This window comes from Micromonospora sp. DT47, assembly GCF_049844475.1.
Lineage (GTDB): Bacteria > Actinomycetota > Actinomycetes > Mycobacteriales > Micromonosporaceae > Micromonospora.
This window is the reverse complement of record NZ_JBNCLC010000014.1, coordinates 26,528-52,406: the sequence shown is the minus strand read 5'-3', so window position 1 is coordinate 52,406 and position 25,879 is coordinate 26,528. Positions and strand designations below refer to the sequence as shown.

Below are 25,879 nucleotides of genomic sequence, written 5' to 3'. Positions count from 1 at the left end.
CAGAAGATGCCAATCGTCACGATCCAGATCACCCGCGTGGGAACCACCCCCGGTGAGTCCGCAGCGACCGCAGAGGAGAAGGCGGCGCTCATCCAGGGCGTGAGCAAAGTGCTGCTCGACGTCCTCCACAAGCCGATGGATTCCACCTACGTCGTCATCGACGAAGTCGAAACCGAGAACTGGGGCCGAGGCGGCCTTCCCCTGGAACAGTTCCGGAAGCAGCAGCGCTCGCACTCCCCGGAATAGCGGCGCCCGGGTACTCAGGCGACGTGATCCCGACGCGCTCAACAAGTGGGGATCACGTCGCCCTGAACCTGGAACGGAGCGGGGGCGCACCGAGCGCCGTTCAGAGCAACCCGCTGCGCCCAGCCCGCTCCCCCATTCACCGGCCGAGCCGCCCCTCCACGGAGCTCGAAGGTCCCGAAATCTCCTACAGCTCTCGCCTCTCGCCCGGCGCAGAGCTTCCGTTGGCTACCCCCTCCGGGCTTGTTGCTGTCGCGGTTGCTGTCGACAGCCATCGCGAACTCTGTGTCGTACTTGCGTGGGAGCATGACTTCATGGCGACATCGAAGCAGCCGGTGACGGTCCCGACCGACGCCAGAGTCGACGACTTCCTGGCCGCAGTCCCCGACGAACGCCGGCGCGCCGACGCGGAGCGCCTCTGCGCGATCCTGCGCGAGGTGACCGGCGAGTCCGCGGTGATGTGGGGCCCGAGCATCGTCGGCTTCGGCAGCTACCGCTACACCTACGGGAGCGGGCGCACGGGCGACTGGCCGCTGGCGGGCTTCTCGCCGCGCAAGCAGCAGCTCGTCGTCTACCTGGTCGGTGGGTTCGAGGAGCGGCACGCATCGGTGCTCGCCCGGCTCGGTCCACACAAGACCGGAAAGGGATGCCTCTACCTGAAACGGCTCGACGACGTCGACGAGAGCGCGCTGCGCGAGCTCATCGACCGCACGGTGCGGGTGCACAAGGGCGTCGACCGGGCCAGCAGGAGCCGACGGTAGCGGGGTAGCGGGAGGCGCCTACCTGCGGAGGCCGTCGTTGCTGCCACCGTTGCTGTCGATCCTCGCCACAACGGCCCGAGCGCGCCTTCACCGTTACTCCCCAGCCACGACAACGACGACAGACGCCGCCATCTTCATGGCGGCGTCTGTCGTCTCTTGAGTATCAGCGGCGGTTGTAGCGGTACATCGTCAGCGCGCCGAAGACCACCACGAGCCCGACGCTCCACAGCAGCGTCCACATCATGCTCGACGGGTCGGACGCCCCCGACATCACCGCGCGCACCGACGCTACCAGCTGCGTCACCGGGTTGACCTTGACGAACGCCTGGAGCCAACCCGGCATCGTGCCCGGCTCGACGAACACATTGCTCAGGAACGTCAGCGGGAACAGCACCATCATGCTGACACCCATCACGGACTTCTCGCTGCGCAGGACCAGACCGAAGAACGTCCAGACCCAGGAGAACGCGAACGAGAAGACCACCAGCAGGCCGATCCCGGCCAGCACGCCCAGCAGCCCGCCGCCGGGCCGGAATCCCAGCGCCAGCCCGACGCCGAGGATGACCAGGGCCGCGAGGATGTAGCGCAGCAGGTCTCCGATGATCATGCCGACCAGGGCCGCCGGCCGCCAGACGGGCAGCGTCCGAAAGCGGTCGAAGACGCCCTTCTCGATGTCGGTGTTGAGCCCGACGCCGGTGTACATGGTGATCATCACGACGCTGGTCACCATGATGCCTGGCAGGAAGAACTGCAGGTAGTCCCGCGGGCTGTCGGCCAGGGCGCCGCCGAACAGGTAGGTGAACATCAGCACCATGATGATCGGGAACGCCGTCACGTCGAACAGCTGCTCCGGCACGTGCTTGATCTTCAACATGGCGCGCCAGCCGAACGTGAGCGACGCCGACAGCGCACTCGGCCTGGGCGGTCGCGCCCCCGGCGCGAGCACAGTCCCCAGGGCCTCTGCGGACGGCACGTAGACGGACGGGGCGAGCCCGGTCGTGGTAGCGGCGTTGCTCATCGGGCTGCCTCCAGCTCGTCATCCCGCTCGTCGGTGGGAACCGCGGGGTGGTCGGTCAGGGCTAGGAAGACCTCGTCCAGGCTCGGCTGGCCGAGGGAGAAGTTGTCGACTGCGATGCCGGCGCGGGCCAGGTCGGACAGCGCACGGGCGGCCTGCTCGCTGGCGTCGAGGTCCGTGCCGTCTCCGCCGACACGGGCCGTCATCGCGACCGGATCGGGCTCGAGCTGCACCGGAACGCCGAGCGCCGCCTGCAGCACCTTCTCGGCCTCGGGCCGCTGCCCCGGGTCGCGCAGCCGCAGGTGAACGGTGCCGGAGCCGACCGACGACTTCAGCTCGCCCGGCGTGCCCTCCGCGATCACCCTGCCGTGGTCGACGACCGCGATGCGGCCGGCGAGCTGGTCGGCCTCGTCCAGGTACTGCGTGGTCAGCAACACCGTCGTGCCGTGGGCCACGACGGCCCGGACGATCTCCCACACCTGGTTGCGGCTGCGCGGGTCGAGACCGGTCGTCGGCTCGTCCAGGAACAGCAGGTCGGGGGTGTTGAGGATGCTCGCCGCGATGTCGATGCGCCGCCGCATGCCACCCGAGTACTTCTTGACCTGGCGGTCGCTCGCCTCGGTCAGGCCGAACGCCGCGAGCAGGGCTTCCGCACGCTCGCGGGCGGCCGGCTTCCTCAGCCCGAGCAGGCGACCGAGGAGCACCAGGTTCTCCGTCCCGGTCAGGTCCTCGTCCACCGAGGCGTATTGGCCGGTCAGGCTGACCCGGGCGCGAACAGCGTCGGCCTCGGAGACCACGTCGTGACCGAAGACCCGAGCCCGGCCGCCGTCGGGACGCAGCAGCGTCGCCAGCACCCGTACCGCCGTGGTCTTGCCTGCCCCGTTCGGACCGAGCAGGCCGTAGACGGTGCCGGCGGGGACCTGGAGGTCGATGCCGGCCAACGCGCGGGTGTCCCCGAACGATCGGGTGATGCCTTCGGCCTCGATGGCCAGGCCGGTGGTGCGTCTGCTCATGAGCTTTACCTTCCTCGCGCGCATTCAGAAGACGTAAGGGCGCGTTGCGCGGCCGTCGCGCAGCGCCAGGCCCGACCAGCAGAGCTGGTCGAGCAGGACGCTGGCCTCCTGGCACAGTTGGTCCGCGCCCAGTGGCGTCGGCTCGCCGCAGAGCAGGTCGACGCCGACGATGCGTCGCGCACCGTCACGGCGTGCAGCGCGGTGAAGACCGTACGGAGCTGGTCGACCGCGTGCATGCCTATTGAACAGCAGCCGTACGACACGAAGCCGACCCGCTTGGCCTGCCACTCGTCGTCCGCGTAGTCGATCGCCTGTTTCCGCACACCGCGCGGGTCGGGGTGCGTCTCATGGTCCACCCGTCACCGCCGTCGGGCGACATCACGGGCTGGGATGCCTGCGCCGAGGCGACGCTGTGGTCACCGGGTGAGGATTCGGGCTTCCGGACGTTGCGCGCTGACGACCTGCCAGCCTGCTGCTCCCAATCTGCTCCCCCGTGCCGGCACATCTACGCGCTTGGCGTTCGGGGATCACCGCTGTCTGGGTGCTCAAGTCAGGGCAGATCGGGGTCCCGGTGCTCCGTCACGAATCGCGTGGCCGTTTCGTCGTCGACGAGCGAGTTGTCGGCGAGCCATTCAACTGCCCGACGCTGGGCGCGGACATCGCGGAAGGTGTGCCACACCGGCAGCAGGTGCGGATACTCCTCGTGCAGCTCGTCCTTGAACCGGCGGAAGGCGCCCTTGCCCCGGATGGCTCGCGCCAGCCTCCGCCCGACTGCCTCGTCGCTGATCCTCTCGGCGAAGTCGGCCATGTCCTGGTACCAGACGTAGGACGGCAGCGGCTCGATACACACCAGATCCAGATCGTCGAGGTCGACCGGCGTCCGCCCATCGACTCCACCGTCCGCCGTCCAGAACACGATCTCGCCCGTCTGCGGGTTGATCAGCCATCGGTGCTCGTAGTCGGTCTGGTCCGCCAGCGCGGTGGCGATCTCCTCCAGACCCGCTCGTGATCGGGGGCCCGAGCATCGTCCGCGTACTCCCGGCAGCGCATCGCGGGCGAAGTGACACGACCGTGTCGAAAATTGCGAACAGCCCCTTACCGCCGCTCCGGCGTCTTCACGATGAGAAGAAGGTTGGGGTCGAGAGTCAGAGGGATGGTGCGGTATGAGGCGTCGACGTAGCAGGAGAGTGCCGCTGATGCAGGCGGCGGCGATGTCCCTGGCAGCGGTGGTGGCGGCGGCGGCCGTCGTACGAGCCAGCCGTCGCCGCTCGATGGGTGACACGACGGCTAGTGATCTTCCTGCTCGGCGGGCGTTCGCCGATGCGGGCCTGGACGCGTCGCAGCTCACCGGCGCCCCGGCCGTCCGGAACAAGGAAACGGCGTCATCGGCAGGCGCAGCGCCGTGAGGACGGCGAGCGCCGCCGCGCAAGCGTTCAGGCACGGCGCCGGCTCGGCGTGACGAGGCAGCGCCCGCTGGGCGGCATCCGGTTACCGCGCCCCGGCGCGGCCTGGTGCGAGGTGCTGAATCTGTCTTTGGAGGTGACGACCCATGGGTGACCCGCCCAGCCGAGACCGGGCGGCCGATGGGCTACAAGAGGAAGCCCTTCGCGGCAGCGTCACAAACAGTTCAGTGGCCCAGAGGGGGGGCCAGCCACTGGCCGTGCACGCCGCGGCCGGCTGGTCGGGATTCGATCGACAGCGCGCCGCCGCCCCGTCCTGATCGTCGCCGCCGCTGCCACCGTTGGCGCCGCCGTCGCCATGCGTCAGCACAACCTGGGCCAGCGCCTTGCCGCTCGCCGTCGATCCTGACGCAGGCCCGCTGTTCACCTCGCTTGTCCTGGAGGACCCCCTATCGACGACATCGATAGGCCGACAACGCCGGAACGCGCGGAGCGGTGACCATGAGCGATGCAACCCTCAATACCGAACGTCATGGCGGCAGTGAGTACGCGGACCTGTCCCGCCTGATCCGCCGAGCGGGCCTCCTGGATCGGCGACGCGGCTACTACGCGCTGCGCATCACTGCCCTCGGCGGGTGCTACGTCGGGGCGTGGACGCTGTTCGGGTGGCTCGGTGAGTCGTGGTGGCAGCTGGGCGTCGCGGCGGCCCTCGCGGTGGTCTTCGCGCAGGCCGGGTTCATTGGTCACGATGCCGGTCACCGCCAGATCTTCCGATCCCGTCGCGCCAACGACGTGGTCGGCCTTGCCCACGGCAATCTCCTGATCGGCCTCAGTTACGGCTGGTGGGTGGACAAGCACAACCGGCATCATGCGCACCCGAACACCGAGGGCCGGGACCCGGACATCGTCGTCAGACCGCTGTCGTTCACCCCCGGCCAGGCGCGAGAGCGACGTGGGTTCGGCGCGCTGGTGGTCCGGTACCAGGCGTACCTGTTCTTCCCGCTGCTGTTGTTGGAAGGTCTGCACCTGCACGCCAACAGCGTCAGGGCTGTCGTCGGCCGGAGCAGGATCAAAAGACGCCCCGCAGAGGCCGCGCTGCTTGCGCTACACGCCACCGGATACCTCGGTGCCGTGGTCCTTGTCCTGAGCCCGATGCAGGCCGTCGCATTCATCCTCGTCAACCAAGGCCTACTCGGCCTCTACCTCGGCTGTGCCTTCGCCCCCAACCACAAGGGGATGCCAATCCTCGCCACCGACGAGCGCCTCGACTACCTCCGACGCCAGGTTCTCACCTCACGCAACGTACACGGCGGCTGGTTCATCGACACCCTGCTCGGCGGTCTCAACTATCAGATCGAACATCACCTCTTCCCCAGCATGGCGCGACCCAACCTCCGCCGCGCTCGACCGCTGGTCCGCCGGTTCTGCGCCGAACACGGCATCACCTACCACGAAACCACCCTGATGCGTTCATGGGCCCAAGCGCTGAACCACCTACACGAGGTCGGGCCAGGTCAGCCAGCCGACGACGCCGGCGCAAGCTGAGGCATGGCCTGGTCCCCGGTTCTCGCTCCGCGACACGCTGCCGACGACGGACGGCGCCGCCGACGATGCGGGTCGCCGCTGCGTTTACCGAACTCGCCCAAGCGATCTGGCCGGGGACCCGGCGCAGGGTTCAACGTCCGTCGGTTCCACACGCAACGGCGTCTTGGTGACGCGTCCGGGATCTTGAGCCGGCACCGTCAAATCGACCGCTCGGCATCTGATTGGTCGGATTGCCACCTGACACCGAGGCTGCCCCGGTCCGAGCAGACGAGTGCCACCCACGTCGCCCCGCGTGTTCTCGCGTGGCCCGGTGCCGTTGCTGGCAAGTGCCTCAGCGTCGTAGATCGTCTCGGCTCTCGCGTGCCTGACCCTGGACGTGCTGGGCGGCGGCCGTGCCCTGGTGCCGTAGTGCGGATGCGCTCTCGCCCGCTCTCGACATCACCGATTGCGCGGCTTGTTGTGCTGGCTGGCGGAGGTTGTCCTGTACCTGGTGGGCCATCTGGCCTGCCTGCTGCTTTATCTGACCGGAGTGCTGCATCGCCTTGTGTTTCGCCTGCTGGGCCACTTGCTGTTCACCTTGGCTCGGTGGGATGAGTGACGAGGCGAGCAACCCGACGCCGAAGGCGATCAAGCCGACGCCGAGTGGGCTGCCCTCGGTCCGCTCCCGCGCCATCTGCGGCACCGCCTGAGCCTGATGGGCGACGGACGAGGCGGCATGGGATGTCCGGTCCGCGGCACCGGAGACAGCGCCGGAGGCCTGATGGGCGGTGTCGGACAGGCGGTGACGGGCCTCTGCGGCCGGGTGGCCGCCGTCGTGGCCGGCCTTCGTGGCCGTGCCCATCACCTTGTCCTTGATTTGGCCGAAGCGGCCGCGGGCGCGGTCCATCCGTTCGGTCGCGATCCGTCGCGGGTTGGCCTTGTAGGTCAGCGCGTCCACGTCGGTGCTCAGCTCGACCCTGGTGGTTTCGATCTCCTGGCGAATCTGTTCGGGATCGTTCGACATCACGTCTCCTCTCCTGCGGTTCAGCGGCCGCGAAGGGCGTTCGGTATCTCCCGAGCGGTCTGTTGCGTCCGTGGTAGCGGCCCCAACTGCCGCATCTGCTTGCGCGCTCGCGCGACGAGAACGGCTCCGATCACCGCCCATATCGCGCCGACGATCAGGGCGGCCCAGCCCTGGTCCATGACGTTGGACAGGCCCCACCACAGCGCGCACGACAGGAAGAACAGGGTCAGCAGGCCGGCGATCGCCGCCGCACCGAACATCCCGGCGACCTTGCCGGCCGTCTTCGCCTCCTGGCGAACTTCGGCCTTCGCCAGTTGCACCTCCTGTCGCACCAGCGTGGAGAAGTCCCGGGTGACCTCGCCGAGCAGGTCTCCGATCGAGGCCTGGGACCGCTCGGCGGTGGCGCTGGCACTGTGCGGCCTCGAATCGCTCACGGGGCCACCTCCCTGCGCTGTACGTGGGCCGTCCCCGCTGCTTCGCTGATGATCTGCCCAGAATCCGGCGATGCCTCGGACGGCATGCCAGTTCGCTGAGAGCCCTGACCGGTTCGTTGGCCGTCCCCTTGGCCGCCCTCCTCGTGGCCGCTAGCGGCGACGTTGCGGGTCAGCCGACCCACCAGCAGGCCGGCCACGACTGCGCCGGCGAGGAATGTGCCAGGATGCCGGCGTGCGTAGTCGCGCACCTCGTTGACAAGTTCGCCCGGTTCACGCCCCTCAAGCCATCCGGCAGCCTGCTCGGCGGTGCCCGAGGCGCGTCGCACCATATCGCTGGCCACACCGTCCTGCTCGCTCCTGCTGGCCATCGACTGCAGTTCCGCGCCGAGCGAACGCAGGCCGTCAGCAGCGCGTTTCTGCTGTGCTTCCGCCTGCTGCCGCAACTGTTCGGACGCCTCCCCGACCAGGTTCCGCGCCTGCCGGCCGGTCTCGGTCGCGACCTGCTTGCCCTGCCCGGCGGCCTGCCGCGCCACCTGACCGCCAGCCTGTGCCGCCTCATGACCAACCTTCGTGGCCTGTTCCTGAGCCTGTTGTGGCTTGCCACCCGCACCGGGCGATCCGGAGCCACTTTGCGTCGTCATCCGATCTCCCCTCTGGAACTCCCCGGCCTAGAAGGACGGGCACCCCGCTTACCCGGCCCTAGGGAGGGCATGCACCGGGACAGTCGAACCGGGCCGCGACGTCGACGATCAGCTGATCCGGCCACCGGTCGGCCGGCGATGACCCAAACTGGAGACGACCGAAGGCGGCATGCACGCCGCCGGTGAGCAGTGGGAGACGTGATGTCATCGGTTACCCAACGCATCAAGGGACTTCTCAACGCCCCACAGACGCGCAAGCTGATGCAAAGCGGGCGACGCCAGGCGGCGAAGCCGAGCACCCAGCAGAAGCTGCGGCAGATCGCGGAGCGAATGACCGGCCGGTCATCCCCCCGCCGCTGACTCCAGCAGCATCTGCAACCTGCACCCAAGACAACTCGCCGCCAGCACCTACTACAAGGCCAGAGCGATGCCGCTGTCAGCGCGGACTGTCCGCCGGCGAGGTCCTGGCGGAGATCCGGCGGTCCGCAACGGCCTGCGCTGAGCCGACCCCGACGGCCCCGGGAAGCAGGCATCCGGCTGCGGATCGGTGTTACCTCCTCGGGGCTTCGGGTAGACGCAGGGCGCCCCCGCCATCAACACGAACCGTGCCGTGGCCGAGAGCGGCAGCGGGGCGAGGGAGTGCAGGGAACGACTCATCGCACCCGAGGAGGAAAGATGAGCACGCAGGCTGCATCCACCAGGCAGATGAATCGGCCGCAGGAGGCGCCCAACCGGGCGGCGATGCAGGAAGCACCCACCGGCCCGATGCCGATGATGGACGGACAGCGACTGCCGGTGCAGGCGCCCGGAACGGAGACCAAGCCGTCGCTGCGGACCACCGAGTTCTGGGTGTACATCGCGGCCGTGATCGCCGTGCTGGCCGCTTCGCAGTTGGCCGGCAAGAACTCCGTCGGCGTGGACATTTTCCGCGCCAACCAGGCCTGGTTCTTCATCACACTGCTGACCCTCGGGTACCTGGGCAGCCGCGGTCTGGCCAAGGCCGGAAGCAACTGGCGCAGCGCCGAGGAGCGCAAGGCTCGGCACTGAGTGAGCGACACCTGAGAGCGACGGTGGCCGCCGGGAAGACTTCCGGCGGCCACCGTCGTGCCTACTCGAAGTCGCCGCCGAAATCGCCGAAGTCGCCATATTGGGGCCGCAGATCAGAAAGCACGGGCCCGCTTCGGTCTTCACTGGGAGGTCAAGCACGTCAGCTCGCCACATCGTTGCTGCTCAGCGCCCCGCCCCGGGCGAGGCCAGTTGAGCGCTTCGCTAGTGATGACCACTTCGGTGGCGTGCACTCAATCTGCTCCCAGCGCAAGGCCCAGCCCGCCGACTGAGGCGTTACCGCTCTGACCTGCGCACACTCCCTCACCAGGCGAGATAGAGCGCAGTTGAAGTCCGTTCAGCGCCGTTGAGCACTGCTGTGTGAAACCGGACGCCGCACCACCTCTGAGCAGGGAAAATGTGGGGCCGCAGGTTGCGACGGGTGCCGTTGGGTGCAGTTGAGCGCTGTTTCCCGCAGCGGGGATCAGGCCGGGCTCGGTCAGGATCCGCCGGATCCAGGCCTCGGCATACTCGGCGTCGTCCATCTCGGTCCAGGCAGATGGCGGTGGCTCGGCGAACCTTTCACTCCCGCCCGCATCCTGTCAACGGCATGAGCGTGCATCGGGCAGGCCCAGTCGTGGTTGGGCAGCGGCAGCCCGCCGACGTCGCTGGCGCCGCCCCCGTACGGGAGGGCCTTGCGCACTAACTCTATCTAGGTAGATAGTAGCGTCATGGCACGCGCACGACGTCCCTCCCCGCAGACCGCGGCCGTGCTCACCGCCCTCGCCGAGAAGGGCGCGGGCTGGAGCCACGGCTACGACCTGTGCCGCGCCCTCGGCCTGAAGGCAGGCACGGTATACCCGATCCTCATCCGCCTCACCGAGCGCGGGCAGGTGGAGACCTCCTGGGAGGCCGACCCGCCGCGCGGGCGGCCGGCCCGGCATCTGTACCGGCTCACCACCGCGGGCGCCGAGCTCGCGCGCACCGTTGCCGCGTCGGCGCGTGCCGGCGAAGGCGCACCCGCCCCACGCGCGGCCCGGCTCGCGCCCACGACCACCTGACCGCGACCGCTCGACCCGGCCGCCCTGCCGTTCGGAGGCCCTCGATGCCGGAATTCCTCCTCTTCCTGGTGGTGCTCGCACCGGCGCCCCTGCTCGCGATCGTGGTGCTCGCGGTCCGACTGCCTGACGCCCGGGGCGGTGCGGGCACGCTCGCCGCCCGCGCCCGCGCCGCGTGGCGGGATGGCACCGGACGCCCCGTGTGGCCGGGACTGATCGCTGTCGCCGCCGGGGCCGCGGTGCTCACCGTCGGCCTGGAGCGCTCGTACCTCGCCACCGTCACGAACGGCCCGCGCTGGGGCTTCGACATGGTGCTGCTAGCCATCGTGCTCGGACTGCTCGCGTCGGTCGTGTGCGCCGTGCTCGCCGGCCTGGCCGCGGCCGCCGTCTCCCGTGCCCGCGGATTCGGGGCCGGAACCGTCGCCGGGCTGCTGGCTCTCGTCGCCGTCGCCGCCGGCACCGTGTCCGCGCACCTGCCGCTGCGCGCCACCTACCTGGCGGAGCCCGAAAGGTTCCCCGTCGTCATGAACCTCGCCGACGGCGACCTGCTGGCACCATTCGAGGTCTTCCTCGCCGCGCTGATCTGGGCCCTGCCGTGGCCCGTCCTAGGAGCCGCGCTCGGCGCCCGCACCGAGACCGCGGGCCGTCGGCACGCGGTACGCGACGTCTGGCAGCTCCTGCTCGACCTGGCCACCACCGACCTGCCCGAGAACCGGTCCGCGTGGGGTGCCGCGCTGCAGGCCGAGCTCGCGGCGATCGAGCCGCCGGCCGAGCGGCGCAGGTTCGCCCTCGGCGGAGCGTGGGCCGTACTGCGGTCCGGGCCGCCGCACGGCGCGTGGGTGCTGGCCGCCGGGGTGGCAGTCGCCGTGGCGGGTGGGTCGTTCGCCGCCTCGCGCTGGTCACTGGCGCACGACCAGGGCGGTGTGCTCGGCTTCTGGATGGCCGTCCCGAGCGTCCTGTTGCTCGCCGTCGCGCTCGCCACGGCCTGGCGCACCCGATCCTTCGGCTCAGGGCTGCGCGCCGGAGCCCTGGCCGGGCTCGCCGCCCTGGTGGCGGTGCTCGCCGTCGGCATTCCCGAGGCCGCGGTCTGGGCGCACCAACAGGCCGGCTACCTGAGCACCGGCGACGCCGTGCCGCCGACGTGGCAGTCGGCGGTCCGCGACGTGCTGCGTCCGGAGTTCCTCGTCGGCATGATCGTCTTCTGGACTACGGGTGCGGCCGGCGGCGCGGCCCTCGGCGCGGCTTTCGGACGCCTGCGCAGCGGCGCCCCCGACGACCCCGCCACCGCCGCCGCAAGCTGACGCCGAGGCGCTGTTGGGTTGTGGGATCGACGGACACGTTGAACCGGGCGTCGGGTCCGAGGTCGGATCGCCAGGGCGAGGTCGGCGAACGCCCCAGACACCCGCGTCGCCGGCGGGACGTCGACGGCGAGTTCGTAGTGTCCGCGGCGCAGGTTCTGCATGAACACGTGCCCGGCGATGATCACCTGTGCTGTCTTGTCCGTTCGTAGGCCGCGCATCGCGGCCGCGTCGGTGACGACCTCGCTGGGTGTCACCTTCAACGTCGACAGCGCTCGTCGGAAGAACCTGTTGGGCTCGAGAATTGGGCTAAATCCGCTGACCTGCGGTTCGGCACATGCTCGCCGCCGGCGTGGCCGACACGATGGAGGCCATGACCGCGTCCCTTCTGTACCTGCTGCTTCGCCAGGTCCTGCAGATGTTGACCCAGATCGCCCGCGATGGCGGGGCCAAGGATGTCGAGATACTTGTCCTCCGCCACCAGGTGGCGGTGCTACGCCGACAGGTGCATCGCCCCGATCTCGAACCGGCCGACCGGGTGGTCCTGGCCGCCTTGTCGCGGCTGCTGCCCCGCCCGCGCTGGGCGGCGTTCTTCGTCACCCCAGCGACCCTGCCCCGCTGGCACCGACAGCTGATCGCCCGGCACTGGACCTACCCGCACGCCCGGCCCGGCCGACCAGCAACTGCCGGACCTGGTGCTGCGACTCGCCGCGGAAAACCCGACCTGGGGACACCGCCGGATTCAGGGTGAGCTGGTCGGCTTGGGCTACCGGGTGGCGGCCAGCACCGTATGGAAAATCCTCAACCGGGCCGGTATCGACCCCGCGCCGCGGCGTGGCGGGCCGACCTGGAGACAGTTTCTGACCGCCCAGGCGCACACGATCCTGTCCTGCGATTTCTTCACCGCCGATACCGTGTTCCTCCAGCGGATCTACGTGCTGTTCTTCGTGGAGATCGCCACCCGCCAGGTCCACGTCGTCGGGGCGACGGCGCATCCAACCGGCGCCTGGGTGGCCAAGCAGGCGCGGAACCTGCTGACGGACCTCGCCCAGCGGGTGACCAGCTTGCGGTTCCTGCTTCGCGACCGCGACACGAAATTCACCGCGGCCTTCGACGCGGTGTTCGCCGACGCCGGCATCCAGGTGATCAAGACCCCGCCGCGGGCGCCCCGGGCGAACGCGTTCGCGGAACGCTGGGTGGGCACCGTACGCCGGGAGTGCACGGACAGGATGCTTATCGTCGGCGAGCGTCATCTGGCGGCGGTCCTCAACAAGTACACGTCGCACTACAACGGCCACCGTCCACATCGTTCGCTCGGCCAGCAGCCACCGAATCCTGCGCCGCACGTTGTTGACCTGAACGCCCCCCGGGTTCAACGGCGACCGATCCTGGGCGGCCTGATCAACGAGTATTCGCAGGCAGGTAGCCGAACCGGCTTTACGAGCCCCACAGGCTCCCCTCGCGAACCGAGCTCGCGCATCGACTTGCCGCTTCGTCCGGAGCATGACACGGGATTTCCCCGATGCCGCCTCATGAAGGGGCGCCCTACCGTCCCAGGTATACAGGCGACCGGCGTCGTGGCCGCGAGGAGGAACCCATGAGACGGCTAGGCATCAGAACAATTTTCACCTGCGCGCTTGTGCTGATCTTGACCACGGCGTGCGGTTCAGATCCGGTACCTGACCCCGACCCAACCGTGTCGCCGACCCCTTATCCTGTCTATTCTCACAACGACGCCGACCTCTCCCCCACTCCCAACTCTCCGCCCGTCGAACCCCCCGGGTCAAGCATCCCTCAGCAGCTCGTAGGCTTCTGGTACACAGAAAACTTCCTGGCTGCAGGCATGAAGGGCACCCGCTCCTACACCTTCTACGCCTCCGCAGAATACCTATTCGAACAATCTCTGTGCGTCCAGAACAGCTGCGAAATAACGCAGCGCGAGAGCGGACTGGCATCCGTCGAGCAGGATGTTCTGGCGTTCCATCCGATCGGTGGCGACGTCCGCCAGACGCGTTTTTCCGTACAGCGCGAATACGCGACAGATGCCATTCAACTGTGGCTGCACGACGCACTCGGCCCCGGTGCGGCCGACATCTACTACCTGCGGAGTTAGCCGCTCCCCGGCTGAGCGCAGCAACCGTCAAGGAGCCGCCTGTCTGTCGCGTGGCCGACACCGTGCGTGAGGCTCGGAGGCAAAGCTGTATAGCAGGTCATCGCCGACGTCATGACCGTCATCACACCCCACCTACCCGCTCAGCCCTCCTAAGGCTTCCTCGATCGCCCGTCCGCGGCCGTTGGGGCCGCAGGTGAAAGGGGGCATTCATGTGCGCTGCGATCCCCCGCCCGGCCAGCAGTCATCCCGGCCTGGTGCGACCCCGTCTGCTCGATGAGCTGGCCGGGATCACAAAGGCACGGTTGGGGCTGGTGGTGGCGCCCGCGGGCGCGGGGAAGACGACCCTGCTCGCGCAGTACGCGGCCACCTGGTCCGGTCCGGTCCGCTGGTGGCAGATCGAACGCGCGAGCACTGCGGCGAACCCGCTGGTCGATGCCTTCGTGAGTTGTATCCCGGGGCCACGGTTGCGGGGGCCGCTGCCGGACACCGATGCACTCCTGGATACCTTCCGGTCGGTGCGTACAGCGGCCGCCACCCTGCTGGTGATCGACGACATCCACCTGCTGTCCGGGAGGGATGCGTGGGCAGTGCTGGAGAAGGTGGTGTCCGGCGCTCCGGCGTGGCTCCATGTGCTCTGCGCGGGCCGGCGGATGCCGGACGTCAATCTGTCGCGATTCGAACTGGCGGACACCTGTCTGGTCGACGCCGAGCAGTTGCGGTTCCGTTCGTGGGAGGTAGAGGATCTTCTTCGCGACGTCTACCGCGAGCCGCTGCCGCCTGATGATGCCGCCGCGCTCACCCGACGGATCAGAGGATGGGCCGCGGGCCTGCATCTGTTTCACCTCTCTACCAGGGGGCAGCCCTTGGCGGAGCGAAGGCAGACCGTTGCCGCCCTAGATGGTCGATCTGCGCTGACCCGTGCTTACCTGGCCCGCACCGTCCTTGCCGAACTGCCGGTCGAACTGCGGCAGTTCCTGGTGCGGACCTGCGTCTTCGAAGTGTTGACGCCACATCGGTGCGAGGGTCTGCTCGGTAACCCGGGCACCAGCCGGCTGCATCTCGAGGAGCTGGAGCGCCGGCGAGCGTTCACGTGCAGCCCGGACGGCGGCCGCACGTACCGTTACCACGAGGTGCTGCGGGCACATCTGACGGTGACGCTGGCCGAGGAGATCGGCGATGACGGGGCCCGGGCGTGGCATGCGCGGGCCGCCGCGCTGTTGGCCGCCGAAGGGGCCGAGCTGGAGGCAGCTCGGGCGTACGCGCGTGCTGAGGACTGGACGGCGGTGCGCGGCCTGCTGGCGAAATTGGGTACCCGGGCCGCCGACGAGGGCGTGGAACCGTGGCGAGACGTGCTGCCCGACTGGCTGGTGGCGGAGGACCCGTGGTTGATGCTCGCGGAGGGGCGTCACCTGCTAGGGCGGGGCCAACTGCTCGCGGCGGTACGGCATTTGCGGGCCGCCGAGGACAGCTTCTCCGATGAGCGGGCCCGCAGCCGCTGCAGATTCACCCGCCGGCTCGCGGCGACCTGGTTGCCGGGGCGGGTCGCCGTCACCGGGCACTACTCGGCGTCACTGCGGGAGGCCACGCGCCACCATCCCACCCTGGTCGCGGCGGGCACCGCTGGGGAGCCGCTGGTGCAGGCGGTGGGCTATCTCCTGGCGGGCAACGTCGCGGAGGCGTACCGCTCGCTGCCACTCGAGGCCGCCGAGGACGCGGAGGCCGCCGGGCTCGGCGTACGACTGCTGCAGGCCTGCTGGGGCCTGGCCGCCGGTTCGCACGATGGACGCCAGCAGCTGGGCGAGGTGATGGCGGCCGCCGAACGGGCCGGGCTGCCGTGGTTGACCCGGATGGCACGGGCGGCGGCCGCCCTCGACGGCAGCGCACGGGGATCGGCTGAGGCGCGTGCGGTGGTGCGGGAATGCGACCGCGAGGGTGACCGGTGGGGTGCGGCGCTGGCCCGTGCGGTGTTGTGTCTGGTCCATTCCGCGGGGCGGACCGTCGAGACGGCCGACGTGACGGAGGCCGGCGAGCTGCTCGGGCACTGCCGTGACCTTGATGCCGGAGTGTTGGAGGTGTGGGCTCAGGCGCTCGTCGCGCTCACCTCGGCGGCTGCGGGACTGCCCGACGCCGAACTGGAGGTGCGCCGGACCGAGGGCATGGCCCGGTCGGCAGGGGTGCCGGGTGCCCGGGTGGCGGCTGCTGCGGCGGCGGTGCGCTGCGGGTTGGCCGACACCGACCCCCGGCCGTTGGCGGCGCAGTTTGGGATGCCACTGGGCCTGGTCGCCGGGTGGGCGGGCATCGACGGCGGGAAACGGGCGCGGGTGACGGAGCCGGTGCCGGTGCCGGTGGAGGTGCACTGCTTCGGCGGCTTCCGGATGCGGTTGCGGGATCGGGTGCTGGACCTCTCAGCGGTCAAGCCGCGCACCCGCACGGCGCTGCGGCTGCTGGCGATGTACGCGGGCCGGCCGGTGCACCGGGAGACAATGATCGAGGCGCTCTGGGGTGACCTGAATCCGACCGCTGCCACACACAACCTGCACGTGACACTCTCGAGCCTGCGGGGCTTCCTGGAGCCCGGCGGTCGGCGGGGCGAGTCCGGCCTGGTGACGCGTAGCGGGGACGCATACCGACTGGCGCTCCCCGACGGCGGCTACAGCGACATCGCGGACTTCGCCTCGGCGCTGACTGAAGCACGGCGGGCCCGGTTGGGGGACGACGTGACGGCGGCGCTCGATCCACTGCGCCGGGCAGTGCTCGCCTACGCCGGTGACCTGCTGCCCGAAGACGGACCGGCGGAGTGGGTGGTGCACGAGCGGGAAGCCCTGCGCCTTCAGGCGGCGGAGGCAGCCGTCGGGCTCGCCACCATGGCCCTGGCCTGCGGCAGGGTGGAGGAGGCCGTGACGGCCGCCGAGCGCTGCGTACAGATCGACCGCTACTGCGATCCCGGCTGGCGGCTGTTGGCGGACGCTTTCGATATGCTCGGCAATCCGGCCACAGCGGCACGTGCCCGCCGGGACTACGCTGACGTGCTCGCCTCGCTGGACCGGCTCGCCCCGCGGCCGGAACTTCCACGTCCACGCTCACCGGCACCGGTGGCGCACCGGGCGACGCGATCATCCGCCTGAGGCCGGGCCGTTCGCGCTGCTCACCACCTCCACGGTCAGTCGCACGTGAGCCGGCACGATCTCCACGATCGCTTCGCGCAAACGCCGTTGATCGAGCCGCTCGATGTTGTCGACCCGGACCCGCACGACCACTTGCGGCGGGCCGTCCCCCGGCATCGGTCCACCGGCCCGGTCCGACCAGGCGCACAGCCCGCTGTCGGCTATGTCGACCTCGCCGCCGGTCAGCAGGCGTACGTGCTCAACGAGCCCACGTTTCGTGCCTCGCCAACGGTGCAGCTCCACCGCGTGCGCGACGAGTTCGCGGGTCTGCTCGGTGGTCCATCTCTCGTCAACCGCGAAGGCCACCCAGTCGGCCAGCCAGGTCAGGAAGTCCTCGGGCGCAAGTCGCGGGTCGACGTAGTCGGCGAAACAGTCGAGCGTGAGGATTATCGGCGCCAGCACGTCGTCGAGGGCACCCGTGAGGCGGGTGGTGAAATCGTCGTCGAGGTAGACGGCCGGTAGCCGCTCCCGGATCGGCACCGGGGTGGGCAGGCCGGGTACGCCACTTCGCATGGCTCACCCCCGGGAAACCCTGATCTGGTGACCGTAGGAGAGGATCAGCGCGTTGCGCGGCAGGTCGAGACGCTGCAGCGGGCTCTTGCGGTCTTCTCCGAACAGACGGACGTCGTCGACGAGTTCCACGCCCGGGAGGCGCTGCAGGACGGCGAATATCTCGCCCGCCTGCACGGGGCGGCCGAAGGGCCAGCCGTTGCCGTCCGGGCCTCCGCGCAGTGGATCGAGGTACGCGTACAGCGCGCGGACAGCCCGCTCGCGTAGAGCCTCCGCCGAGGCGCGGCCCCGGGCCTGCACCTGCGCGACCACCGTCACCCGCTGGTAGAAGGGGGGCTCGACGGAGATGCGGGCGCCGAGGCAGCGCCGCTCCTCGAGGTAGCGGGCGATCCGGCTGAGTGTCTCGGGTTTCGGCTTCAGGTCGCTCGGTGCCAGTTCGACGGTCTCCGGGCAGGCCGGCACGATCAGCACCCGGACGCCCTCGGATGTTTCGTCGACCGGGACGCACCGGACCCGCGCCACCTCCGGTGCGGCTTCGCGCGCCAGCTGCTCGTAATCCTCGACGGTGACGGCCCGCTCTCGGGTGCGAAGCATGAGTGGACCTCGGATGGCCGCGTCGCGCACCGACTCCCCGTCCACTCCGCCACTGATAGGGCGCCGGTTGGCGACCGTGCTGACGAACGCCACCGGATTGCGGAGGACCTCCAGCACGTTACGGGCCACATTGCCGCGCAGGCCGCCGCCCGTGCGGTACTCAGGCACCCGGATCGGTGCGCCCTTGGGCGGGACGCCGCCGTAGTACCCGAGGGTGCCGTCGGGCCGGCGGATCGCGGGGCCGAACACCACCTCTCCCGCAACCCGGTCCAGGACCACGTGCCGGTCGTGCTCGCCGGAGTGGGCGAAGGTGGTCACTTCCCGCCACTCCTGCCAGCCGTCGCCGCCGGCCACCTCCACGATGAGCGGGCCGTCGCTGGCCACCACCGGGCGGCGGGCCAGCGGGAATCGCTGCCCGGGTACGCCCTCGGAGATGCCCAGCACCTCATCGAGGACGACCTCGGCGTGGACGACCGTGACGGTGCCACCGATCGTCGCGGCGGCCGCCGTCGAGATGTGCGGTGACGCCCGGTAGAACGGCTGGCCGGATGTCGGAGGTACCACCCGGCAGCGCAGCCAACCGGCACGCTGTCGTCCGACGAGCGAGGCGGAGTGGGCCTCCGGTACGTGCAGCAGGACGTCCCCGGCCCGGTTGAATCCGCCGGTGGTATCCCGCTCGACCTCGCATTGCGCCCAGCCGTCGCTCTGCCAGACCTCCCAGAGCCAGGGCGGGTTGCGCGGATCCACACCCTCCCCCCTGGTAGCGCAGTCGAGGCGAAGCAGCAGGGCACAGGAGGGAACCGGGCTCGACAGACCGAAGTAGATCGCGTCGCCGACCCGCGGCGTCGCGGCGAAGCAGTCGAGGCCTGCGCCGGCGAGCAGCTCGTCCGTGCGGTCCATCGGGTGGCCCTCCGGTCCGGCGGTCATCACCCGCGACAACTCACACGGCACGATCGACAGGGTCCGTTCGGTCGTGAAGACAACGGGTTCCTGGGCCACCGTACGGACGCTGGCGACCTGCGCCCCCGCTGGCACCGTCACCTCGTTCTCCCTGGCCGCCGAGAGCCAGAAGGTGACCTCGCCGCGGGCTGCGGTCGGCGGGAAGAGGCGCACCCCGATCAGCTCCAGGAAACGCAGATAGTGCAGGTCGGGGACGCGGTTGAGTCGGTACACCAGCTGCTCGACCATCGAGGCGAACGTCTCGATGAGGGTGACTCCCGGGTCGGAGACGTTGTGGTCGGTCCACTCGGGGCAGCGTTGCTGGACCCGGCGTTTCGCCTCGTCGACGAGTTCCTGGAAGCTGCGGTCGTCCAGGTTGGGCGCGGGTAGCGGCATCAGCCCTCCACCTCCTCGTGCGACGGGATGACGTAGAAGGGAAAGACCAGGTTGCGTGGGTCGTTGCTGCCCCGCAGGGTGTACCGCACGTCGATGAACAGCTTGCCGGCGTCGCCGGCGTCGAACTGCACGATCACGTCGGCCAGTTCGATGCGGGGTTCCCATCGCTCAAGCGCCAGGCGCACCTCGTACGCGATCCGCCCGGCGGTCGCGGCGTCGGCGGGGGCGAACACCAGGTCGTGGATGGCGCACCCGAACTCGGGCCGCATCGGCCGTTCACCGGGTGCCGTTGCCAGGATCAACCGGATGCTCTCGATGATTTCCCGCTCGCCGCGCACCAGGGCGATGGAACCGGTGGGGTCGGTCCGCAGCGGAAAGGCCCACCCTGCGCCGATGAACTCGCTGCTCACGGTCATCCTCCGATCCAGACGGTTGGGCAGCCGGGCGGCAGGATCGGGGCGCCGCAGGTGGCCAGGTCACCGGCCCGCGCCGCGGGCTGGCCACCGATCAGCACCGTGGGGCAACCGGGCGGCAGGATCGGGCCGGGCGGGTGCGGCGGTGAGGAGGGGAAGGAACAGGTGTGCAGGTCGCCGACCCGGACGGCGGGTGCGCCGCCGATGAGGACCGTGGGGCAGCCTGGGCCGGTCACCACACCGGGGTGGCCGGTCGGATCGCCCGCGCGTGCGGCTTGCGGCATGGCCCCTCCTCAGTTCAGCCTGATCAGGGCGCCGCGCACGGTGACCTGGCCGTTGGCGGTGAGTTCGGCCTCCGACAGGGCGGTGATGCCAACTTTCTGCCCCTTGAGTTGCAGTGGGCCGGTGCCGGCGTCGATGGTCACTCCGCTGCTGCCCTTGACCTCGACCACGCCGTTCTTCTTGTCTAGGCGGATGGTGAGCCTGCCGTCGCCGGTGGCCAGGACGATGCCGTCGTTCTCGATCAGCTCGATCCGGTGACCGGTGCGGGAGACGAAACCGCGTGCGGTGATCTCGCCGCTGGCCGCGTCGATCGGGTCGGTGGTCAAGGCCGGGACGGCGTCGGTGCCGTTGTGGAGTCCGCCGAGCACGTACGGTTCGTCCATATCGCCGCCGGCGAAGCCGACCAGCACCTCGTCCCCCACCTCGGGGAGCACGAGACTTCCGCGCCCCTTGCCCGCGCCCGTCTGCACCGTGCGTGCCCATCCGCTGCTGAAATCCTTGCCGAGCCACGGGAAGGTCAGCTTCACCCGACCCTGCTTCAGCGGATCTCGTACGTCACTGACGATCGCCGGCGCCAGGCGACCGCCCAGGCCCGGGCCATCGGCGGTGCCTCCGCCGGTGACGAGGCCGTGCAGTGAGCGCTCCTGCCGGCCGGACACCGTGAACGCGGTGGTGTAGCCGGCCTGTTCGCTGAAGAGGTGCCGGGTGCTGGTGAGGGTGTATTTCCCGGCGAAAGGTTCACCCACGTTGACCAGCGCCACGGCCGCCCCGGCCCGGAGCTTGACGTTGCCCTTGGCCACTCCCTCGAGCTCGGCGCAGGCCCCGCCGAGCTGCCCTGCGATGGCCTCCGCGACCGCCTTGACGGTGCCGGGCGTATGCCAGGAGGCGTCCGCGGCCAGGTACGGCGGGGCGTCGAAGGCCTTGGCGAGGGTGACCGGATCCGCACCCGGCACTTCCGCCCCGGCGGTACGCGGTGTCGCGCTGGCGGTGACCTCCTGCTTGTGTTCGAAGTCCCAGCCCCGCGCCTCCACACGGGGCACCTGTTCGGCGGCGCTGACGCACGCGCGCAGGGCCACCAGGTTGCGGTGGGCCTCGAGGACGAGTGGGTCGGTGGTCGCCTTCGCGGTGGTGTCCGGCGCGCCGGCCGGCTGGGCCGGCAGCAGGAAGTCCAGGGTCCCGTCGATGACGGTGAGCTGAGCGCCGACGAGATCGGCCAGGCGGGTGAGGAACTGCCAGTCGCTGATGTTGTCCTGGCTGAGCTGGGTGTCGCGCTGTCCGCCCACGCCGGGGAGGGCGCTGATTTTCCCGGGCTTGAGTCCGGCGCGCTCGGCCACGGTTCGTACGACGTCGGAGACGGTCATGTTGGGGTACGCCGCGACGCGTCGTCCGCGGAACAGGCGGTGCGCCATGTCGAGTCCGCGTACCTCGACGACGGTGCCGCTGCGGTCGAGGTCCAGTTCAACGGCGGTGACCTCCCCTGACGTCAGCGGCTGGGGGCCGCCAGGATCGGCCGTCTGCACCTTGAGGGCCACCTTCGCCCCGATGGTGAGCCGGGCTTTGGCGAGGACGATGTGCTGCGGGTCGCGGAAACGCAGCACGAACATGTCGGGCAGGTTGCGGCTGTCCTCGACGTACGCGTAGGTCATCAGGGCGGCCAGGTCGGCTGGCAGGGGGTTGCTCTCGACTTCGACCAGCAACGTGTTAGCGAAGCTCTCATTGACCATGTGGACCACCCGGCTCGTCGGGCGCGGGAATCAGCAGCCGGGTGCCAGGGCGCAGTCGCATCGGGTCGTCGATGTTGCTGGCCTGTGCGATCCGTCGCCACAGCGCCGGGTCGCCGTAGGCGCGGAAGGCGACGGAAGCCAGCGTGTCACCGGCGACGACGACGTGGATGTCGCGGGCGGCGACCGAGCCGGAAGTGGGATTCTGTCCGCTCTGCTCCCCGGATATCTCCTCGAGTGTCACGGTGCAGAGCGCCCGCACCGGGGTTCCGCTCGGCGTGAACAGGGTGTATTTGGCGGTGACGCTGCTGACGTACGCCGGGAAGCTGGTGAGCCCGCCCCACCGGAAGACGACCCACGGGGGCGAGCCCTTCTTGTCCTGCCGGCTCTTCTCGGTAGGGACGCAGCAGGAGAAGAGCTTCTCGACGGCCTTGACCACCTTCTCGTCCATGCTGTCGGTGGCGTCGAAGAACATCTCCAGGCTGAGCTTGCTGGGGTCGGAGCCGGTGAACTCCGGCGGGCCGCTCTTGCGGGCGTTGCGCTGCGCCTCCCGCTTCCACTTGGCGTTCTTGGTGAGGCTGAGCTCCTTCGGGTTGAACTGGAACTCGATGATGTCCAGGACGGCTCTGCCGGGCTGGCCCGTGCCGCCCCCCGCCGGAGGTTCGAGCAGCTCCAGCACAGCGTGCTGCAGGCTGGCGGGGGCGCCGGCGCTGGGCGGTGCGGTGCCGGCGGCGGTGAACGTGACGGGCGAACTCATCTCAGCCCCCAGCCGGTGCCAGGAAGCCGTGGTGCGCGAGCTCGATGGTCTCGGTGGCGACTTTGGCGGTGTCCGGGTTCAGCTGCGGCCCGCTCCACCTCACGGGCACCACGTCCATGAGGCTCCACCGGGCCACGATCGCGCCCTCGAGGGTCCGCGCCTCGATCGTGGCGGTCTTGCGTCTGACACCGGCTGCCATGCCGGCGAACCATTGCGCGATCTTCGCGCTGTCCTTGGTGACGGGGCGGGAGAGCTTGACGTTCGAGTACTTGATTCGGGTGGGCAACTGCCACACCCAGCCGTTGTTGCCGCCCTCTTCACGTTGCTCCATGACGAACTCGCAGCCCAGGCCCTCGCAACTGTTGAAGGCGCCGAGGTTCTCGTCATCGATCTTGACAACGAAGCACACCGCGACGGCTTCGACGATGTCGGTCATGGCCGCTCCCCTCGATCAGTGTGGTAGGTCCGTCAGCCAGCCGCGGCGGTCCCGGTCGATCCGAAGTTCCGCCTTGAGCCGGCGCAACATCGGGTCGAACAGCTTCGCCAACAGCTCCTCCGGCTCCGCCCCGATTGCCGCCTGGGACGCCACGGCGCCCATCGCTTGCGGCACCGCGCCGGCTGCCGCCGCCACCGCTTCATCGACGGCCGAGGGAGTCGTGGGAGGTGCGAGCTCTGCAGGCGGAGCGATCTCGGGCACGGCCGCGACGGCGGGCATGTCCTGCCGCTGCACCGGCACGGGGGATGGACCGGGAGGGCTGATCGGAGGAGGCAAAGGCTGGCCGGTCCGGCCAGTCGCCGGGGCCACGATCGCCGGGGGCGGCGCGGAGTCCGTGGTCGCGAGCGGATGCGGACGCGCCAAGGACGCTGCGCTGGCGTCGATACCCTCATCCACCAGGCGGAAGACCGGCGTCCGCGGTGCGGCACGGTCCGGGCCGGAGTACGACGGGCCGGCCGGCCGCCCCAAGCCGCTGGTCACCGCTGGTCGCTCCCCGATCAGCCGGACGACGGCGAGTGGCTGCCGATACGGTTCGGACCGCGCCAGCCGCACCATCGGTAGGTCTGTGACACCCGAGGCGGCCGGCGGGGCCTCGACCAGGGACCGTTCCGGCACCTGCGTCGGTTCGACATTCCGCTGCACCGGCAGGATGTACGGCTGCACCGGCAGGCTCTGACCGCCAGCCGAAGCGGCGGGGGCGGGGGCGCCGAGCGAGGGCACCCCTGGATCTCCGGCGTCCGCGGGGCGCCCCCGGGCCGGTCCGGGCGCCGATGGCGGGTCGGCCACGGTGCCGGGCCGGTCGAGGTCGGGAGTGATCGGCGCGCCCAGTCCGAGGCGCCTCGGTGCCGAAACCAACGGCGCGGTCGCGGCGACAGGATGCCGTTGGACGCCGGTCGCAGGCGGGCCGCCAAGATCCGGCCCACCGCCCGTACTGGTCATCGGCTGCGGCGCCATCGTCTCCGTATCGGCCCGACGCGGGACGTCTACTCGCGGCAGATGACTAGGGTGGCTGCCCTGATCCCGCATCGAGGGCTGCGGGACCTCCCTGCCTGCATACCGCTGAACGCCTGTGGCGGAGGCGCGCTGGGTGTCGGCTCCGAGGGCGGTGGTTGTGGTCAGCGGCGGGTGGGCTGCCGTGCGGACCTGGCGCTGGACCCCGACCGCAGACGAGTCGCCGACGTTCGTCGCTTGCTCCACGGCCGTGATTGGGTGCGGCGCGCCGGGGGTCGACGGAAGCGACGCCGGCGGACCGGCGGCCGGTGCCGACGCGTCGTGGTGCTCGTGGGCCGACCCGAGGGTGGGTGCTGAACCGGCCGACGTCGGCTCGGGCGACAAGGCTTGCTCCTCCCCCGGCGATCCGTCCGCGGTCTCGACGAGATCCGGCGGGTCGGCCGACGGCGATACCGACGACGCGGCACCGGGTGCGTCCGGGTCGGACAACCGCTGCACCGAGGCAGGGACGGCCGGTGCCGCCACCGGCAACCCGTCGAGCGCGCGAGCGGGTCCGGGCCCGGACGTGGACGACGCGGCGGGGGCGGACGGAGTCTCCGCATCGCGGCCGTCAGCCGAGACGGGTGCCGTCACGGGAAGGGACGCCCGCGCGGGCGGCGCTGGGGGCCCGACGAGTCGCTGGACGGCGCTCGACAGCCACTGCGCGGGCGAGGCCGTCGGCCGGGGCCTGGCCGGCTGTCGCAGCGCCTCCGCCAACGGCAGGTAGGTGGCCTCGGCCCGGGCGTACGTGGATGGCCCACCGGTCAACCCGATCACTCCCGACGGCTCGTCCGGGGCGATCACGTGCTCGAGAGGAGCGAGGAAGCGCGGATCCTGCCAGGCCGCCAGCGCGGCGCTGAACCGCTGGACGGGGTTGACGAGCGGGGTGTCGGCGAGCGTCCGCTGGATCGGTGCGACGGCACTCCACTCCTGGTGGGTGGGAGTCCATGCCGGGGCCGCTGGCTCCTGTGCCAACCGGCGGCGCCGCCACGGCCACATCGCAGCTCACCTCCCCTGGCTGATGCGGGTGTTGATTCGGGCGATCTCGTCGACGTACCGGCGTCGGTCCGGGTGCTCCAGGTCCAGGATCTCGTCAAGGCTCCAGTGGAAGTGGTAGGCGACGTACGCGACCTCCTCGTGCAGCCGGTCGACCACGTACGTCACGATTCCCCCAGGCGCCCGCCGGCGAGGTCGACGGCGAACTGGTGCCGGCACTCCGGGCACGCCACGGCGGCCCGGGTGTGTCCCTCGCTGTTGATGCGCCGGTACATGTCCTGCAGGAATGCCAGGTCGGCGGCGAAGAGATTCTCCATGATGCCCACGTGCACGTCGGTCACCGTGCCGATACGGATCACCACCCGGGCCAGGAGAACGACCGTCAGGTACGCGGGGTTCTCTCGGACCCGGTCGTCGCGCAGCGGGACGAGCTCGTCGCGGGCCGTCGCGAGCCGCATGACGCCATCACGGTGGACCACCCCCGCATCGTCGACGTAGCCGCGAGGCAGTTCGAAGACGAACTCGGTGCGCAGCGGTTCGCGGGGCCGTTCGGGTGGGTGATCGGCGGCCGCCGGCCCGGCCAGGGAGAGGCTTCGGCGCATCGGACTACTCGACTTCCAACTGCTCGTACGTGATGACGAGCTTCTCGGTGAGCACGCTGGTGTCGCCCGCCTTCAACGCGCCGATCTCCAGGCTCTTCGGCCACGCGTTCATCAGCTTGTACCGCTTGAGCGGGTTCCCCTCGTAGTCGTAGACGATGATGGCGCCGCCCTTGCGCGCATCGGCCATTTTGCCGAACTGCGCGTCCTTCACCCACTTTTCGAAGCTGTTGTCGGCGGTCAGGCCGCGGGTCAACGTCACCTCCCCCGCCTTCGGCCGGCCGGGCAGCTTCTTGATGACGTACTTACCGTCCGGGGTGTTCTGCTTGAGCTCGATGGCCTCCTGCTCCATCTTCAGGCCGCTCACCTCGGAGATCTGCTTGATCACGATCCCGTCGATCTCCAGACCGAAGGAATGACCGACCGAGGTGTCCAGATCTGGCAGTGCCATGGC

Annotated in this window: 28 protein-coding genes; 10 read left to right on the top strand and 18 right to left on the bottom strand. The window is 70.0% G+C overall.

Annotated features, from left to right (window positions below):
- Window positions 1-6 precede the first annotated feature (6 nt).
- Together ACLQ2U_RS20925 and ACLQ2U_RS20920 are read left to right on the top strand one after the other, a co-directional pair.
- A complete protein-coding gene (locus ACLQ2U_RS20925) occupies window positions 7-246 on the top strand; it encodes a tautomerase family protein (protein WP_425752403.1) in 240 nt (79 codons plus the stop codon).
- A gap of 311 nt (window positions 247-557) precedes the next feature.
- Entirely contained in the window at window positions 558-1,004 is a 447-nt protein-coding gene (locus ACLQ2U_RS20920) for a DUF1801 domain-containing protein (protein WP_425752402.1), read from the top strand.
- 163 nt (window positions 1,005-1,167) lie between these two features.
- Here ACLQ2U_RS20920 and ACLQ2U_RS20915 read toward each other — a convergent pair whose 3' ends face one another.
- From ACLQ2U_RS20915 to ACLQ2U_RS20900, 4 genes are all read right to left on the bottom strand, one after another.
- Window positions 1,168-2,022 (bottom strand): ABC transporter permease, encoded by an 855-nt coding sequence (locus tag ACLQ2U_RS20915; protein WP_425752401.1) that lies wholly within the window; start codon window positions 2,020-2,022, stop codon window positions 1,168-1,170.
- Window positions 2,019-3,032 carry an ATP-binding cassette domain-containing protein gene (locus ACLQ2U_RS20910; protein WP_425752400.1) on the bottom strand — a complete coding sequence of 338 codons (1,014 nt, stop codon included), beginning with the start codon at window positions 3,030-3,032 and terminating at the stop codon, window positions 2,019-2,021. Before ACLQ2U_RS20910 ends, ACLQ2U_RS20915 begins: the two co-directional genes overlap by 4 nt.
- Window positions 3,033-3,037: 5 nt before the next feature.
- Entirely contained in the window at window positions 3,038-3,355 is a 318-nt protein-coding gene (locus tag ACLQ2U_RS20905; protein ID WP_425752494.1) for an NADPH-dependent FMN reductase, read from the bottom strand.
- A gap of 227 nt (window positions 3,356-3,582) precedes the next feature.
- Entirely contained in the window at window positions 3,583-4,314 is a 732-nt protein-coding gene (locus ACLQ2U_RS20900) for a UPF0158 family protein (protein WP_425752399.1), read from the bottom strand.
- A 619-nt stretch (window positions 4,315-4,933) separates the two neighbouring features.
- On the opposite strand from ACLQ2U_RS20900, the gene ACLQ2U_RS20895 reads away from it, so the two are divergent.
- Window positions 4,934-5,977 (top strand): fatty acid desaturase family protein, encoded by a 1,044-nt coding sequence (locus ACLQ2U_RS20895; RefSeq protein ID WP_425752398.1) that lies wholly within the window; start codon window positions 4,934-4,936, stop codon window positions 5,975-5,977.
- A gap of 331 nt (window positions 5,978-6,308) precedes the next feature.
- Here the strand turns inward: ACLQ2U_RS20895 and ACLQ2U_RS20890 are convergent, their stop codons facing one another.
- From ACLQ2U_RS20890 to ACLQ2U_RS20880, 3 genes are read right to left on the bottom strand one after another with little or no spacing between them, the layout of a single operon-like run.
- On the bottom strand, window positions 6,309-6,980 hold the full coding sequence (locus tag ACLQ2U_RS20890) for a DUF3618 domain-containing protein (protein WP_425752397.1): 672 nt from the start codon (window positions 6,978-6,980) through the stop codon (window positions 6,309-6,311).
- Window positions 6,981-7,000: 20 nt separating this feature from the next.
- Window positions 7,001-7,414 (bottom strand): phage holin family protein, encoded by a 414-nt coding sequence (locus ACLQ2U_RS20885; protein WP_425752396.1) that lies wholly within the window; start codon window positions 7,412-7,414, stop codon window positions 7,001-7,003.
- On the bottom strand, window positions 7,411-8,055 hold the full coding sequence (locus ACLQ2U_RS20880) for a hypothetical protein (RefSeq protein ID WP_425752395.1): 645 nt from the start codon (window positions 8,053-8,055) through the stop codon (window positions 7,411-7,413). The genes ACLQ2U_RS20885 and ACLQ2U_RS20880 overlap by 4 nt, the downstream gene beginning before the upstream one ends.
- Window positions 8,056-8,730: 675 nt before the next feature.
- On the opposite strand from ACLQ2U_RS20880, the gene ACLQ2U_RS20875 reads away from it, so the two are divergent.
- From ACLQ2U_RS20875 to ACLQ2U_RS20845, 7 genes are all read left to right on the top strand, one after another.
- A complete protein-coding gene (locus ACLQ2U_RS20875) occupies window positions 8,731-9,102 on the top strand; it encodes a hypothetical protein (protein ID WP_425752394.1) in 372 nt (123 codons plus the stop codon).
- A 728-nt stretch (window positions 9,103-9,830) separates the two neighbouring features.
- A complete protein-coding gene (locus ACLQ2U_RS20870) occupies window positions 9,831-10,160 on the top strand; it encodes a PadR family transcriptional regulator (RefSeq protein ID WP_425752393.1) in 330 nt (109 codons plus the stop codon).
- 44 nt (window positions 10,161-10,204) lie between these two features.
- Window positions 10,205-11,458 (top strand): hypothetical protein, encoded by a 1,254-nt coding sequence (locus ACLQ2U_RS20865; protein ID WP_425752392.1) that lies wholly within the window; start codon window positions 10,205-10,207, stop codon window positions 11,456-11,458.
- Window positions 11,459-11,828: 370 nt separating this feature from the next.
- Window positions 11,829-12,206, top strand: a complete 378-nt coding sequence (locus tag ACLQ2U_RS20860) for a hypothetical protein (RefSeq protein ID WP_425752391.1) — start codon at window positions 11,829-11,831, stop codon at window positions 12,204-12,206.
- Between the two features lie 10 nt (window positions 12,207-12,216).
- Window positions 12,217-13,056 (top strand): integrase core domain-containing protein, encoded by an 840-nt coding sequence (locus ACLQ2U_RS20855; RefSeq protein ID WP_425752390.1) that lies wholly within the window; start codon window positions 12,217-12,219, stop codon window positions 13,054-13,056.
- Entirely contained in the window at window positions 13,053-13,568 is a 516-nt protein-coding gene (locus tag ACLQ2U_RS20850; protein ID WP_425752389.1) for a hypothetical protein, read from the top strand. Before ACLQ2U_RS20855 ends, ACLQ2U_RS20850 begins: the two co-directional genes overlap by 4 nt.
- A 254-nt stretch (window positions 13,569-13,822) precedes the next feature.
- Window positions 13,823-16,693, top strand: coding sequence for a BTAD domain-containing putative transcriptional regulator (locus ACLQ2U_RS20845; RefSeq protein WP_425752388.1), 2,871 nt, complete (start codon window positions 13,823-13,825; stop codon window positions 16,691-16,693).
- Here ACLQ2U_RS20845 and ACLQ2U_RS20840 read toward each other — a convergent pair.
- The 11 genes from ACLQ2U_RS20840 to ACLQ2U_RS20790 are packed head-to-tail and all read right to left on the bottom strand — an operon-like array spanning window position 16,682 to window position 25,876.
- Window positions 16,682-17,245 (bottom strand): phage tail protein, encoded by a 564-nt coding sequence (locus ACLQ2U_RS20840; RefSeq protein WP_425752387.1) that lies wholly within the window; start codon window positions 17,243-17,245, stop codon window positions 16,682-16,684. The two genes, ACLQ2U_RS20845 and ACLQ2U_RS20840, sit on opposite strands and share 12 nt — an antisense overlap.
- A 3-nt stretch (window positions 17,246-17,248) precedes the next feature.
- On the bottom strand, window positions 17,249-19,171 hold the full coding sequence (locus tag ACLQ2U_RS20835; protein WP_425752385.1) for a putative baseplate assembly protein: 1,923 nt from the start codon (window positions 19,169-19,171) through the stop codon (window positions 17,249-17,251).
- Complete coding sequence (locus tag ACLQ2U_RS20830; protein ID WP_425752384.1) at window positions 19,171-19,587, bottom strand: GPW/gp25 family protein; 417 nt, start codon at window positions 19,585-19,587, stop codon at window positions 19,171-19,173. Before ACLQ2U_RS20830 ends, ACLQ2U_RS20835 begins: the two co-directional genes overlap by 1 nt.
- Window positions 19,584-19,868 carry a PAAR domain-containing protein gene (locus ACLQ2U_RS20825; protein ID WP_425752383.1) on the bottom strand — a complete coding sequence of 95 codons (285 nt, stop codon included), beginning with the start codon at window positions 19,866-19,868 and terminating at the stop codon, window positions 19,584-19,586. Before ACLQ2U_RS20825 ends, ACLQ2U_RS20830 begins: the two co-directional genes overlap by 4 nt.
- A gap of 9 nt (window positions 19,869-19,877) precedes the next feature.
- The gene (locus ACLQ2U_RS20820; RefSeq protein WP_425752382.1) at window positions 19,878-21,590 is read right to left on the bottom strand and encodes a VgrG-related protein; all 1,713 of its coding nucleotides are present in this window, start codon (window positions 21,588-21,590) and stop codon (window positions 19,878-19,880) included.
- Complete coding sequence (locus ACLQ2U_RS20815; RefSeq protein ID WP_425752381.1) at window positions 21,580-22,344, bottom strand: LysM peptidoglycan-binding domain-containing protein; 765 nt, start codon at window positions 22,342-22,344, stop codon at window positions 21,580-21,582. Before ACLQ2U_RS20815 ends, ACLQ2U_RS20820 begins: the two co-directional genes overlap by 11 nt.
- Window position 22,345: 1 nt before the next feature.
- The gene (locus tag ACLQ2U_RS20810; RefSeq protein WP_425752380.1) at window positions 22,346-22,780 is read right to left on the bottom strand and encodes a phage tail protein; all 435 of its coding nucleotides are present in this window, start codon (window positions 22,778-22,780) and stop codon (window positions 22,346-22,348) included.
- A 15-nt stretch (window positions 22,781-22,795) separates the two neighbouring features.
- A complete protein-coding gene (locus tag ACLQ2U_RS20805) occupies window positions 22,796-24,829 on the bottom strand; it encodes a hypothetical protein (RefSeq protein ID WP_425752379.1) in 2,034 nt (677 codons plus the stop codon).
- Between the two features lie 6 nt (window positions 24,830-24,835).
- Window positions 24,836-24,994: a DUF6760 family protein gene (locus ACLQ2U_RS20800; protein ID WP_425752378.1), complete on the bottom strand. Its 159-nt coding sequence runs from the start codon at window positions 24,992-24,994 to the stop codon at window positions 24,836-24,838.
- Window positions 24,991-25,428, bottom strand: coding sequence for a hypothetical protein (locus ACLQ2U_RS20795; protein WP_425752377.1), 438 nt, complete (start codon window positions 25,426-25,428; stop codon window positions 24,991-24,993). Before ACLQ2U_RS20795 ends, ACLQ2U_RS20800 begins: the two co-directional genes overlap by 4 nt.
- A gap of 4 nt (window positions 25,429-25,432) precedes the next feature.
- Entirely contained in the window at window positions 25,433-25,876 is a 444-nt protein-coding gene (locus tag ACLQ2U_RS20790; RefSeq protein WP_425752376.1) for a phage tail protein, read from the bottom strand.
- Window positions 25,877-25,879 lie beyond the last annotated feature (3 nt).